General features: G+C 57.2%; 12 protein-coding genes. 7 read left to right on the top strand and 5 right to left on the bottom strand.

What is annotated here, in order from left to right; all coding sequences use genetic code 11:
* Nucleotides 1–34: 34 nt before the first annotated feature.
* On the bottom strand, nt 35–382 hold the full coding sequence (locus K0H79_RS02255; RefSeq protein WP_220077162.1) for a DP-EP family protein: 348 nt from the start codon (nt 380–382) through the stop codon (nt 35–37).
* Nucleotides 383–514: 132 nt separating this feature from the next.
* A complete protein-coding gene (locus tag K0H79_RS02250) occupies nt 515–3739 on the bottom strand; it encodes a winged helix-turn-helix domain-containing protein (protein ID WP_220077161.1) in 3225 nt (1074 codons plus the stop codon).
* A gap of 118 nt (nt 3740–3857) precedes the next feature.
* On the opposite strand from K0H79_RS02250, the gene K0H79_RS02245 reads away from it, so the two are divergent.
* Together K0H79_RS02245 and K0H79_RS02240 are read left to right on the top strand one after the other, a co-directional pair.
* Nucleotides 3858–4238, top strand: a complete 381-nt coding sequence (locus tag K0H79_RS02245) for a gamma-butyrobetaine hydroxylase-like domain-containing protein (protein ID WP_011758549.1) — start codon at nt 3858–3860, stop codon at nt 4236–4238.
* A gap of 273 nt (nt 4239–4511) precedes the next feature.
* Nucleotides 4512–6839, top strand: a complete 2328-nt coding sequence (locus K0H79_RS02240; RefSeq protein WP_220077160.1) for a M4 family metallopeptidase — start codon at nt 4512–4514, stop codon at nt 6837–6839.
* 51 nt (nt 6840–6890) lie between these two features.
* On the opposite strand, the gene K0H79_RS02235 is transcribed toward K0H79_RS02240, so the two are convergent.
* Complete coding sequence (locus K0H79_RS02235) at nt 6891–7433, bottom strand: hypothetical protein (RefSeq protein ID WP_220077159.1); 543 nt, start codon at nt 7431–7433, stop codon at nt 6891–6893.
* A gap of 97 nt (nt 7434–7530) precedes the next feature.
* Here K0H79_RS02235 and ubiD point away from each other — a divergent pair, with 97 nt between their 5' ends.
* The 3 genes from ubiD to K0H79_RS02220 all read left to right on the top strand — a co-directional run bounded on the left by ubiD (nt 7531) and on the right by K0H79_RS02220 (nt 10709).
* Nucleotides 7531–9012: a 4-hydroxy-3-polyprenylbenzoate decarboxylase gene (ubiD, locus tag K0H79_RS02230; RefSeq protein ID WP_220077158.1), complete on the top strand. Its 1482-nt coding sequence runs from the start codon at nt 7531–7533 to the stop codon at nt 9010–9012.
* 121 nt (nt 9013–9133) lie between these two features.
* On the top strand, nt 9134–9832 hold the full coding sequence (gene fre / locus K0H79_RS02225) for an NAD(P)H-flavin reductase (protein ID WP_220077157.1): 699 nt from the start codon (nt 9134–9136) through the stop codon (nt 9830–9832).
* A gap of 106 nt (nt 9833–9938) precedes the next feature.
* Entirely contained in the window at nt 9939–10709 is a 771-nt protein-coding gene (locus K0H79_RS02220; RefSeq protein WP_220077156.1) for an ABC transporter substrate-binding protein, read from the top strand.
* 12 nt (nt 10710–10721) lie between these two features.
* Here K0H79_RS02220 and K0H79_RS02215 read toward each other — a convergent pair whose 3' ends face one another.
* Nucleotides 10722–11012 carry a helix-hairpin-helix domain-containing protein gene (locus K0H79_RS02215; protein ID WP_220077155.1) on the bottom strand — a complete coding sequence of 97 codons (291 nt, stop codon included), beginning with the start codon at nt 11010–11012 and terminating at the stop codon, nt 10722–10724.
* A 94-nt stretch (nt 11013–11106) separates the two neighbouring features.
* Here K0H79_RS02215 and K0H79_RS02210 point away from each other — a divergent pair, with 94 nt between their 5' ends.
* Nucleotides 11107–11685, top strand: coding sequence for a nucleoside triphosphate pyrophosphohydrolase family protein (locus K0H79_RS02210; RefSeq protein WP_220077154.1), 579 nt, complete (start codon nt 11107–11109; stop codon nt 11683–11685).
* Between the two features lie 133 nt (nt 11686–11818).
* Entirely contained in the window at nt 11819–12883 is a 1065-nt protein-coding gene (gene torT / locus K0H79_RS02205) for a TMAO reductase system periplasmic protein TorT (RefSeq protein ID WP_220077153.1), read from the top strand.
* Here the strand turns inward: torT and ubiA are convergent.
* On the bottom strand, nt 12834–13706 hold the full coding sequence (gene ubiA / locus K0H79_RS02200; protein WP_408733366.1) for a 4-hydroxybenzoate octaprenyltransferase: 873 nt from the start codon (nt 13704–13706) through the stop codon (nt 12834–12836). The genes torT and ubiA overlap by 50 nt on opposite strands.
* Nucleotides 13707–13715 lie beyond the last annotated feature (9 nt).

Below are 13715 nucleotides of genomic sequence, written 5' to 3'. Positions count from 1 at the left end.
CCGGCACAGGGCCGGGTGTGTGTGACGTACCAAATTACTTCACGTCTTTATTGATGACCTGGGGGTCAGGGCTGCAAAGTTGCAGCGTGCTGCCGGCTATGTTGAACACCAGTCTGAAGCCGGTCTCGCCGACTATGGTATCTGTGTCATAGAGGGCCAGGGTGGTTTCATTCAGCAACTCCACCGCATCTATCACCTGATCAAACGGGGTAGCAAAGGCCGCACCGGCAAAACTCAGGCCTTTACCGGTCTTGTCCTGCAACGAATAAATAATCTGAGTGCCTGATTCGGTCACGACCACGGGTCCTGCCGGCACATAATTAAATTCCGGGGTGTTATTGGCATCGAGAGACACAGTGACCTGAATATTCTGAACTGACATAGATTTTCCTTTATTTTGCTGTCAATGCGCCCCCGCCGCGGGGGCAGCTAAGGCCATACTAACAAGCTTGCCTGAAGGCACCTTCCGGCAAGCTTACGGGATAGTCGATTGATTTTAATTCATAAAATAGAATCAGAAAGTCTGGAACCTAACCCCCTGAGCGGCAAGTGGGCCTTTAAGAGCATCGGCGGCATCCGTCTGCCCCAGACATTCCAACGCCATCACATAGGCACGCACAAATCGCGGGGCCCGTGACACGGCGATAACCGGGTCGAGGCGGGTTTTCACCGACCGGCACATAGCCAACCTTTCCTCACCTTTGCCCTGCGCCGACTGGCTCTGTGCCAACAGTAGTTCGGCATCCGCCATCCGGGCCTTATCTTCCCAGTCGTCGGACACCTGGGCCGCCCCTGCCGACAACACAGCGATTGCCTGCTCGGCCATGGCTTCGGCGGCGGCAAAATGCCCAAGTTGCAACAGCCGTCTACCGGCCGCGAGCGGATACAGCTCAGCAAACTTTTGCTGGCGCTGGAGCGACAAGGTCTCGGCTTCGGCGCTGAGTCGCTGTCGGCTGGCTTCCAATTCAGCCTCGGAGCCGGAACCTATGCCGAGTTCAATCTCGTGCAGACCGGTTATCAACAGGTCGTAGCGCCAGGATTGGTTACCCGGGTCTTTGGCCAGGGCCTGAATGCGAATGGCTTTGGCCCTGAGGATGGCCTCCCTGGCTGCGTCGGTATTGCCAAGCCACTCATACAGACGGGCAAGATTGGCCTGACTGTGGGACAGACGGTCGAGGGCGTAGGCCTCACTGGAGCGCCCAAGCAGGGTGCCGATATCGGTATGCAGTTTCACTGCAAGGGGAATATCCCCCGTGGCCATGGCCGCGCTGGCAAGCCAGGATTGGGTATCGGCCACGTCGGCAATCAGCTGGCCATCGTCGGGGGCGTCACTGAGCAGCTGTAATTTCAGGGCGAGAGAAGCCTCAAACATTTGCTGAGCCAAGGGGTAATCCTGCAGCTTCATGGCGAGACTGCCGAGGGAGTTTTCGGCATAAGAAAGCTCCAAACGCGCATCCCGGCTTTCCGGTGCCAGTTTCACCATGGCTTCACTGTGCTCAAGGTATGCCCCGAACCAGATTTTTACCTCTTCCCAATTGTTGTTGTCGTACTCAATCTGCCCCAGCCAAAACGCATTGGCGCCCAGGGTTTTGTACAGTTCGAGCTGAGGCACATCACGGCCTCTGAGGGGCAATAGCTTATCCCGCGCTGCCAGCAGCGCCGCCCTGGCCTCATCGGGCTTTTCGCGGCTGTAGGCCACCTCCCCCATGGCCTCCAGTGTCTGACCATGGCGGAACAGCGCTGCCACCGACAAACTGGCGTCGGGCGTACTGAAATAATCCAGCGCCTTGTTGCTGACCCCGTCGAGCAAGTCCATACGGCCAATACTGCGCAGCCGGTCGGCGAACTGGCCCACCATAAAACCCAGCAAATCTTCCGCAGCGAGACGCCGCTCGGTGGCAAGGCGCTCGGCCTGCATACTCCTGACGCCCATCACCACGGAAATTAGCGTCAGCACACCAAGCAGTGCCACAGTGCCGCGCTTTATCCAGCTGCGGCGCACATCCCGGGCGAGGGAAGCATGAATAAAGTCACGACTTTGCGCATCCAGCGCCAACTGGCCATCTTCGAGGAGTTGCCTCGCCTCCAGCATGGGCTTGCCCGGCCCGAGCAGGTAGTCACGTTCACGCCCCGCACTGTGCCAGCGGCTGGCCTGATGAAACAGGCGCGACTTGAGCGCCAGCAACTGCCGATGTTCTTCAATCCAGCGTGACGCACGGCGCCAGCGCCGCAGCAAGGCTTCGTGGGCCACACTGAAACTGGGTTCGGCGCCCTCGAGATGGGAGACAAACAACCGGCTGTCCACCAGCGCCTGTACCAGTCGGCGCTCGTCCCCGGTGGAAAGCTCACTGTAGCGGGCACTGCGACTGGTTACCGACAGCTCATCTTCCTTGAGGGTCACCAGCCGCGCCAACACCCCGGGCAGAGCGGCACGGGTGGTGGCGCTCTGGTCGGCAATGGCCTCATCGGCGGCGCGGCCGATGGCGCCTTCGATGCCGCCCAGTCTGTGGTAGACATCGAGTTTTAGCTGATTGGATTCATCCCGGGCCAGATACAGCGCCTGCAACAGGTATTGCAGCATGGGCAAGGCATCCGGACTCTCGGCCGCCTCACGGCAGAGAAGCTCATCCAGCCCCAGGGCGCTGTCTTTATCATGCTCCCAACTGAGCCCCGCCGCCGCCGCAGGCAAACGGATCATTTGCAGCAGTGATTGGCGACTGGGTGGCTCCAGGTCAAAGTGTGCGCCGTTGCCCTTGCCCGCCATCAGCACACTGTGGCTTACCACCAGAGGATAAAAGTCGTTGCGACAGGCACAGAGCACCAACAGGGCGCCACTGCGGGAGAAAGTATCCAGCAACGCCAGAAATGCACTTCTGTCTGCTTCATCAAACGCAGGCGAAGAGAGCAGAACTTCGAGCCTGTCCACCACCAGTGCAAAACGCGGTTTTTCCCAGCGTCCTGAAGGCAACGCCGCCAGCAAACTTTCTGTCACAGACTCGCTGCTCTGGCCAAGCATCAGGGCGAGAGTGTCGGCACTTTCACCCTCAAATACCGGCTTGTCATCGACCTCCCAGTCGAGCATGGCCGATGCCAGCTCCAGCATCAGCGCACCCGGGGCCACATCGGCCATATCCAGCCCGGCGCTGGACACCAGGCCGATGCCATTAACTCCCTGGGGGGTACTGAGGTTGGGCAGAATACCGGCGTGGATCAGCGACGTTTTACCGCTGCCACTGGGGCCAAGCAACAAACACAGGCCCCGGCCACTGCGTACCTGGCGATGGATATTCTCAAGCAGGGTGTTGATTTGCTCCCGGCGGCCGAAAAATACGTCGGCGTCCTGGCTGCCGAAGGGGCGCAGCCCCGGAAAAGGTGACCCCGCCTGCCACACGCCTTCGGCAGCACCCTGTTCATGGCCAGACGGAAAAGAAACAGGCGCCAGGGTGCGGTAACCGCGGCGGCGCAGGGTTTCGATAAATTGGGGATTGGTGGCACTGTCATCCAGAGCACGACGCAGCACGGCGATGGTTTTATGCAGCGGATTATCGCCTGTCTCAAGACCGGCCCAGCAGGCATCCAGCAGTTCATCACTGCTGACAACCTCTCCCTGGCGCTGGCACAGAAACAAGAGTACCTCCATGGCCTTGGGCTCGAGCTGGCGGCTGATACTGCCGCGACTGACGCGGTTGCTTTGGGGCGAAACCTGCCAGTCGCCGAAGAAGAAAATCGTCTCTGTCATCCCTTTGAAGCCCTCTGTGACCTTGGCTGGAAAGCCACACCTTTTTCTGTGTTTCGGGGTTCACAATCATCGCAAAGCGAGCGACCATATCCGGGTTAATCTACGGTCAGGAGCCCCCATGAGCCATCCCCAGGTTGTATCCCTTAAGCTGAAACGAAAATCACGTCTGCTGGAAGTGGGATTTGACGATGGCAGCCAGTATCAGCTGAGCTGCGAATTCCTGAGGGTTTACTCCCCATCGGCAGAAGTTCACGGCCACGGTAACCCGGTACTGGTTACCCATAAAAAGGACGTCAACATCACGGCCATCGAACCCGTAGGTAACTACGCGGTTAAACTGGTGTTTGATGATGGCCATGATACCGGACTTTATTCGTGGCAGGTATTGCATCAACTCGCCACCAATCAATTAAATTTATGGGAACAATATCTGGCGCGCCTGCGTGCCGAAAAAGGCTCCAGAGAGCCAATGATCCCCATGAATATCAGTTATCGCTAGTCTTTGTAACGGCCGGGATAATCGTCCGGCCACCTAGTCGAAAGTAGCATCCCCCACGGACGAAAAGCCGCAAGTATAGTGCATTTGTGCAATTGCCCATCCATTTACAGCTCCATAACATGAGGTTTCGTTCAGGTTAAAACCCTGTAACAGCGGGCCTCAATATCCCGCAAAAACCTGTTGAGCCATGGCCATTCGCCGTTAACCCGGATGATGGCACTAAGGAAGTGCTTCGCGGCAGCTTAGCCGCAACACAACAAGGACAAGTCACCTATGCGCAAGCAACAACTCTCACTCTTGTTTATCGCCGTTTCGGCAACCCTGGGTACATCAGCCTATGCCGCCAACGTAGTGGACGTGGCCAAGATGCGCCACGCCACTGGCGACATCGGCAGCGTACTGCAACTGGCCCCCGGTCACGAGTTCCGTACTGCAAAACAACTGGATCTGGGCAAAGGCCTGAAGAAGGAACGTCTGCAGCAATACTTCCACGGCGTGCCTGTTTATGGTTTCACTGTGGCCGCTGATCGCTCTGAGATGGGGTTCTACAGCAACCTCAAAGGCCAGATGCTGGCGAATATCGACAAGGATGCGGCTTTTGCCAAGCCCAGCCTGAGCAAAGAAAAAGCCCTGGAAATCGCCAAAGCCGCCAAGGGTGGCCACGGTCTCAAGGCCGGCAAGACCCGTAACGACAACGCCCAGCCATGGATCATCCTGTACGGCAAAGCTCAGGAGCCACGACTGGTGTATATCACCTCTTATGTGGTTGATGGCGACGCCCCAAGCCGTCCGTTCACCATGGTCGACGCCCACTCAGGTGAAGTACTGGAACGCTGGGAAGGCCTGAACCATGCTGGCACAGGTACCGGCCCAGGCGGTAACGCCAAGACTGGCCAGTATGAGTACGGCACTGACTTCGGCAACCTGGACGTGGAAGTGAATGGTGACACCTGCACCATGAACAATGCCAACGTGAAAACCGTCAACCTGAACCACGGCACCAGCGGCAACACCGCATTCAGTTACACCTGTCCACGCAACACAGTGAAAGAAATCAACGGTGCCTACTCACCGCTGAACGATGCCCACTACTTCGGTGGCGTTGTGTATGACATGTACGATCAGTGGTATGGCACAGCGCCCCTGTCTTTCCAGCTGACCATGCGCGTGCACTACAGCAACAACTACGAAAATGCCTTCTGGGACGGCAGCGCCATGACCTTCGGTGATGGCCAGAACTACTTCTACCCACTGGTGTCCCTGGACGTTTCTGCCCACGAAGTGAGCCACGGCTTTACCGAACAGAACTCAGGTCTGGTATATGCCAACCAATCCGGTGGTATGAACGAAGCCTTCTCGGATATGGCCGGTGAAGCGGCCGAGTTCTTTATGAAAGGCAGCAACGACTGGCTGGTTGGCGCCGATATCTTCAAAGGCGACGGTGCCCTGCGCTACATGGCTGACCCAACTCTGGACGGCCAGTCTATCGGTCATATCGACGACTACTATGATGGTCTGGATGTGCACTACAGCTCAGGTGTATTCAATAAAGCCTTCTACACTCTGGCGACCACCGAAGGCTGGGATACCCGCAAAGCCTTTGAAGTCTTCGTTATTGCCAACCAGTTGTACTGGACGCCCAATAGCCTGATGTACGAAGGTGCCTGTGGTGTACGCAACGCGGCTTCCGACAAGGGCTACAGCACTGCCGACGTAAACTCAGCATTCGCAGCCGTGGGCATCACCCCCTGTGACGTACCGCCACCACCACCACCACCAGAAGCTGACGTACTGCAAAACGGCGTAGCCGTGACTGACATCAGCGGCGCCACAGGCTCCAAGCAATACTGGACCCTCGATGTGCCCGCCGGCGCCAGCAACCTGGTGTTCAACCTGTCCGGTGGTTCGGGCGATGCCGACCTCTATGTGAAGTTTGGCGCCAACCCAACCAGCACTGACTACGATTGCCGCCCCTATGCAGCAGGCAACAACGAAAACTGTGCCATCAGCAATGTACAGCAAGGTACTTACTGGGTGATGCTGAACGGCTACAGCTCGTACAGCGGCACTACTCTGGTGGGCAGCTTCGATGGCGGCAGCACTGAGCCAAACGAAGCCCCTGTTGCCAGCTTCACCGCTGACTACACCGGCGCCCTGTATAACTTCACCAGCACTGCAACCGACTCTGACGGCAGCGTTGTGGCCTGGAGCTGGGATTTCGGTGACGGTGAAACCGCTACCGGTTCTGCTGCAAGCCACCAGTATCTGGTGAGCGGCAGCTACACAGTGACTCTGACCGTGACCGACGATGACGGCGCCACCGCCAGCACCTCTGAAGTGTTCAACGTGGAAGTGCCTGCTGCCGAGATGGATCTGAGCATCACCAAGGTGAACGTATCACGCCGTGGCAGCGCCCGTATCGGTTTGGAATGGACCGGCAACAGCGCCTCTTACACCGTACTGCGTAACGGTGAAGCCGTAGGCAGCACCAGCGCCAACAGCTATGTTGACCGCTTCACTGCCACTGCTGGCAGCAGCGTCACCTTCCAGGTGTGCAACTCCGATGGTGGTTGCTCCGACATTGAAACCGTAAGCTTCTGATAGGCTGACCGGTTTAAACTGAAAACGCCGTCCAGTGGACGGCGTTTTTTATTACTTACTTTCGCTTGAGGGCACTTGTGGCAGCGGCATGTAACGCTGAGTCTGCCAGTCGAAACTGTATCTCTGCCCCTGCCATTCATACTGAGATTTGCCATCAACCATGATCACTCTGGCGTTTTGCGGCAAAGAGGCCAAGCCTTCAACCTGTTCCCGGGAACGGGTGATCATGGCGGGCGGTACCGGCCTTGGCTGCGTCATCAATCGCTGGCGTTCACGCTCAGCCTGATGCTCACGCTCCCTCTCTCTTTCCGCCCAGGCACTTTCGGCAAATGCCCTCTGCTGCCAATACCCGCTGTCGTTGTAGCGCCAGAAGGGATCCCGGTAAAAGGGATCGCGCCACCCCCAGCCTATGCCGGTGCTCCAATAGGGTCCCGGGTAGCGCCAGTGGCCATAACCGCCGCTGGAATAACTCAGGCCCAAACCATTGTGATTGCCAATCCACACCGAGGTACTTAAATCCGCCAATGCAGGCAAGGGCGCGGTGGACAGGGCCAGTACCGCCACCACAGCCAAAGAACCCCAAGGCTTTGTCATACTCCCCTCCTGCCCGGGGCGCTTTTGATTCCGCCAACGGGGCTTTAGTGGTATAGTGCGCGCCACAAAAGGGTTTTGCAAACAGAGGCATTTCCATATGAGTTTTAAGGATTTACGTAGCTTTATCAGCCACCTCGAAGAGTGCGGCGAGCTTAAGCGCGTCAGCTATCCGGTTGATCCTTATCTTGAAATGACCGAAATCGCCGACCGCGTGTTGCGTGCCGGTGGCCCGGCGTTGCTGTTTGAACAGCCAAAAGGCCACAGTATGCCGGTATTGGCAAACCTCTTTGGCACACCCAAGCGTGTCGCCATGGCACTGGGCAAAGAAGACCCGCTGGCGCTGCGCGACGTGGGCGAGCTGCTGGCCTTCCTCAAAGAGCCTGAGCCACCACGGGGCTTTAAAGATGCCATTGCCAAAATTCCAATGTTCAAGCAAGCGCTTAACATGCCCCCCAAGACAGTGAGCCGCGCGCCCTGTCAGGAAGTGGTGATTTCCGGTGATGATGTCGACCTGACCAAGCTGCCGATTCAACACTGCTGGCCCGGCGACGTAGCGCCACTGGTGACCTGGGGCCTGACTATCACCAAGGGCCCACGCCAGAAACGTCAGAACCTCGGCATTTACCGTCAGCAGCTTTTGGGCAAAAATAAGCTCATCATGCGCTGGTTATCCCACCGTGGCGGCGCCCTGGATTTCCGTGATTTTCAGGAAAAGCACCCGGGCGAAAACTACCCTGTGGTGGTGGCGCTGGGCTCAGATCCCGTGACCATTCTTGGCGCCGTGACCCCTGTGCCGGACTCCATGAGCGAATATGCTTTTGCGGGTCTCTTGCGCGGTGAGCGTACCGAGGTGGTCAAGGCGCTGTCCTGTGACCTCGAAGTACCGGCCACCAGCGAAATCATCCTCGAGGGGTATATCGCCCCCGGCGAGATGGCCGAAGAAGGTCCTTACGGCGACCACACCGGCTATTACAACGAAACCGACAGCTTTCCTGTGTTTACGGTGACCCACATTACCCACAGGAAAGATGCTATCTACCACAGCACCTACACCGGCCGTCCACCCGATGAACCGGCCATGTTGGGGGTAGCACTGAACGAAGTGTTCGTGCCGATTTTGCGAAAACAATACCCTGAAATTGTTGACTTTTACCTGCCACCCGAAGGCTGTTCCTATCGGATGGCGGTGATCTCCATCCGCAAACAATACCCGGGCCATGCCAAGCGGGTGATGATGGGCGCCTGGTCGTTCCTGCGTCAGTTTATGTACACCAAGTTTATTGTGGTGGTGGATGAAGATGTGAACTGCCGTGACTGGCAGGACGTCATTTGGGCCATTACCACCCGTATGGATCCCACCCGCGATACCGTGATGATAGATAACACCCCTATCGATTACCTCGACTTTGCCTCACCGGTCGCAGGCCTCGGCTCCAAGATGGGCCTGGATGCCACCAACAAGTGGGAAGGCGAGACCAATCGTGAATGGGGCACGCCCATAGTGATGGACGAGGCAGTGAAGCGCCGGGTGGATGACATGTGGGACGAACTCGGTATCGACCAGTCCCCAACCCTCTAGTCCCCAGCTATACCCAATACCAAAATCCGGGTGCCGCACAGCGGCACCTATACTAAAGACACAGTAAAGAGAAACCCTTCACAGAAAGGGAAAGCATACCAAGAGGTTTCAAAGAACACAGATGAACAGCATTCGTTGTAAAGTCCTCAGTATCACGCCGTTCAATGACGCCGTGTATCAGGTTAGCCTGGCCCCGGAAACGCCTGTGGAGTTCAAGGCAGGCCAATACCTGTGCGTGGTGATGGGTGAGAAGGACAAGCGCCCCTTCTCCATCGCCTCGGCCCCCGGCAATGACACTCTGGAGCTGCACATAGGTGCTGCCGTCAGTGAAAGCTACCCCATGCAGGTGGTGGAACGCCTCAAGGCCGAAAGCCACATCGACATCGAAGCCCCCGGCGGCGACGCCTTCCTGCGGGAAGACAGCCACCGTCCACGGCTGCTGATTGCCGGCGGCACGGGTTTCTCTTACATCAAGAGTATTGTCGAGCAGCAGATAGCCCTGGGGCAGAAAGTGGAAACCACCCTCTATTGGGGCTGCCGTACCCAGGATGCCATGTATTACGAGTCCATCGCCCGCCAGTGGCACCAGGCTTATCCCTGGCTTCACTTTGTGCCTGTGGTGGAAGAGGCCCCCGAAGGCTGGGATGGCAAGACCAATAACCTGCTGGCGCAAATCAAGGCCGATTTTATCAGCCTCGTCAGTTACGACATCTACATTGCTGGCCGCTTTAATATGGTCGGCGCCGCGCGGGAGCAGTTCCGCGAAATGGGTGTGGATGAAGCCCACCTGTACGGCGATGCCTTCGCCTTTATCAAGTAACTGCGCACCAACGACCCTATGCAAAATCCCGGCAATTGCCGGGATTTTTTACGCCCGCGTCCGGGAGAACTACACTCAAAGAATCCGGGCATTGAGGGCTTTATCCATGCATCACGCCATCCGGCTTCTGCTGCTGTTCCTGACTGTGTTGCCCGGCATCACTGCGCCCCTGGCCCAGGAAAAATTGAGCTCCTTGTCGTTTCTGACCGAAGAGTACCCGCCTTTCAATTTCACCCGCGATGGCAAGGTGCAGGGTATCGCCGTGGATTTGCTGCTGAGCGCCGCCGCCCTGGAGGGGCAAAGCATCAGTCGCGAATCCATCCGGGTGTACCCCTGGACCCGAGCCTACGCCATGGCATTGCGCGGCCATAACATGGTGCTGTTTTCCACCACCCGCACCGAGGAGCGGGAACCCCTGTTTCACTGGGTCGGCCCCATAGCTCCGATGCGAATCGTGCTGATTGCGCTCAAGCAGCAACATATCCACGTTGAGTCGTTGGCAGACTTACAAAATAAGCAAATAGGTGTGGTCACCAACGATATAGGCGAAGAAGTGCTGACACAGCTTGGCCTGGCGGACCAACTTCAGCCCAATGCCAGCGCCGACTTGCTGCTGAAGATGATGGCCCGTGGCCGCATCGACCTCTGGGCCTACGAAGAAACCGTGGCGAAATGGCTTATCAAAGAGTCGGGTATGAGCTTTGATGACTTTGAGGTGGTGTACCTGCTAAGAGAAGCAGAGCTCTACTACGCCTTCAGCCGCGATGTGCCCGAAGCGTTACGGGTACAACTGCAGCACGCCCTGGATACGCTCAAAACGCCCCTGGCAGACGAAACCAGCAGCTGGGCAACCATTACCCAGAAGTACCTGCACTGAAAAGTCCCCCGGTTAAAGCTCCGGCCACAGGCGTTTGCGCTCGTCGGTGTAATGCCACCAGGGCTTGGGAGCTTCCCCTTCACTGAAGGCCACCAGAGACATAAACACATCCAGTACGCAGGGATCATGGCGCTCGCCGGTCAGCTCACATAATTTCAGATACAGAGCCATGGGCTCCTGTCCCTTCAGACCATCCACAGTGTGAATTCCCAAAAGCACCAGGTCCTTGGCGGTGGCAGGTCCCACATTGGGCAAATCGGTGAGCTTACGTAAACGGTTTCTATCGACCTTGTCCGGGTTCATCTTTCTCCATCCTTACCTGGCAGCTTTCTTTGCCTCGGGCGAGGCAATTCTTTATCATCCCGAGTCTCACGTAATTTCCGCAAAAAGGCGAGCCATGAAACTGACCATGCTGACTCCGGCACTCTATGAAAAGCTGTACCGGGATATCCACGAATTTCGCACCACCTTTGATTTACCAGTGGAAGACACTGCCAGCCTGGATGCCAAAGCCGATACCCTGCACTCTTCATTGATCATTGAAGAGCTGACCGAACTTGCCGAAGCCGGTTGCAAGGTTGAGCAGGCCGACGCCATAGTGGACAGCGTTTATGTGCTTATGGGCCGCGCCGTCCATCTGGGCGCCAAATCTGCCGATGCCAGCCTGGAAATCAGCTACTTTATCGATGTGCTGCTGCATGTTGCCGCCAACCGTGGCATCAATTTCGAAATCTGCTGGGATGAAGTGCACTCCAGCAACATGAGCAAGGTATGCCGCACCGAGCAAGAGCTGGCCGACACCATCGCCCACTATGCAACACAGGGGGTAGAGATCGTGGGCAGTCGTCAGGGGGACTTCCTGATTGCCAAGTGCGCCAAAGACGTTGAGCTGGAAGGCAAAACCGTGCGTCAGGGCAAGGTGCTTAAATCTGTGTACTACCGTCCCGCCAACTTAAGTGCACTGGTCGCTGGCTGATACACCTTTCAATCCCCAAAGCCCCGTCAACGGGGCTTTTTTATTGGAACCGTGGAATTTCTGTTTCAGCTGCTGTCAATTCAAGAACCCCCGACTAGGCTTAATCAAAAGGACGTCTGTCATCCAAGGGATCATGAATATCTTTCTGCTGCTACTTAGCCTTATCGCCTTTCCCGTTTTAGCAGAGGGCCCCGCGCTGGAGATGAATGTCGACGGTAAGGCAGGGCTCTTTCAAGCGCCGGATAAAGCTACCCGCCCGTGGCGCATTTGTGCGCTGCTGCCCCATGGCAAAGATCATTACTGGTGGGGCGTTGCCTGGGGATTGTCACAGGAAGCGGCACGGCTGGGGGTAGAAATCGGCATCTATGATGCCGGGGGCTACGACAAGCTGGCCGAACAAAAAAGGCAGCTGAAACACTGCCACCGCCTCAAAGCCGATGGCTATATTATCGCGGCCATCGCCGCCGATGGTCTGTCGGCCGAAGTGGATCTCTTGATGGCCGATGGCATTCCTGTAATAGACCTTGTCAACGGCATGAACAGCCAGGTGAGCAGCCGCTCGCTGGTGTCCTTCGCCGATATGGCCGCAGCTGCTGCCCAGTACATGCTGACGACCGAGCCCAACCGCCCCCTCAATCTTGCCTGGTTTCCCGGCCCGGATGGCGCAGCCTGGGTAAGGGATGCCGAAACCGGATTGGCTGAAGCCATAGTGGGGGAAGATGTCAGGCTGGTGCACGGCGGTTACGGGATGACGGAAACCTTTGTCCAGGCGGACCTGGTCCGTGGTTTGGTCAGTGGCATTCAGCCAGAGTACATCATCGCCAACGCGGTGGCGGCCACTGTGGCAGCCAAATATTTTGGAAAGCGGGGCAAGACCAAGGTCATTGCCTTTTACTCCAACCCCCAGACCATAGAGCTGGTCCGGGATGGTACGCTGCAGGCCACGGTCACCGACTCGCCGGTACTGCAGGCCAGGGTGTCGGTGGACCTGGCGGTGAAATGGCTGGAACAGGGCAGCGCACCCCGGCTTGTCAGTCCGGTTATTCAGGTACTGACCAGTGAAAATCTGGCAGAAGCAGATTTAAGCCTGACACTGCCGCCGGAACATCAGTGGATGATCCATCAGGATCTCTCCCCCATCGGCGGCGCTACAGCGCTGCAAAGGCGTAATCAGCTCCAAGAGCCAAGAACAGACTGAGTCCGGCCCAGTTGTTGTTCAAAAAAGCCTTGAAACAATCACTCCGCTCGCGACCATAAATGAGCCTTTGCTGATAGGCTGAAAAGCCAACAAAGGTCAGCACACCCAGACCATACAGCAGGCCGCGATCGCCACTCCAGCCCGCCGCAATAAAGCAGCCCAGGGCTGCAAGCTGAAATGCGCCTATGATTTCACGGTCAAAGCGACCAAATAAAATCGCGGTGGACTTGATCCCCACCTTGAGGTCGTCATCCCGATCAACCATGGCATACATGGTGTCGTAGGCCACTGTCCAGAACCAGTTAGCCGCAAACAGCCACCAGGCCGAGGCAGGCACTTCACCGGTTTGTGCTGCATAGGCCATGGGAATGGACCAGCTCCACACCACCCCCAAAAACATCTGCGGCATATTGGTCCAGCGTTTGGTGAAGGGGTAAATGATGGTCAGGATAATGCCCACCACCGAGAGCTGCACCACCAAAGGGTTGAGCAGCAACACCAACGAAAAAGCGAACAGACCCAACACCACAAACAGGGTCAGGGCCTCGGCAACCGTGACCTCACCACTGGCCAGAGGCCGCGATCTGGTGCGGGCCACATGGGAGTCGAGCTTGCGGTCGGCATAGTCGTTGATGATGCAGCCACAGGCGCGCATCACCACCACCCCAATGATAAAGATGATAAGCACCCGTAAGTCGGGCATTCCGTCAGCGGCCAGCAGCAGCGCCATCAGGCAGGGCCACAGCAGCAGCATGGTGCCTATGGGTCTGTCGAGTCGCATCAACCGGTAATAGGCATCCCACTTTTGCGCCATTTTGCTCATTGTCTTTCC

Origin of the sequence: Shewanella sp. FJAT-52076 (assembly GCF_019457455.1) — a bacterium.
Lineage (GTDB): Bacteria > Pseudomonadota > Gammaproteobacteria > Enterobacterales > Shewanellaceae > Shewanella > Shewanella zhangzhouensis.
Note: the sequence above shows the minus strand (reverse complement) of the source record. Positions and strands in the feature narration are given on the sequence as shown.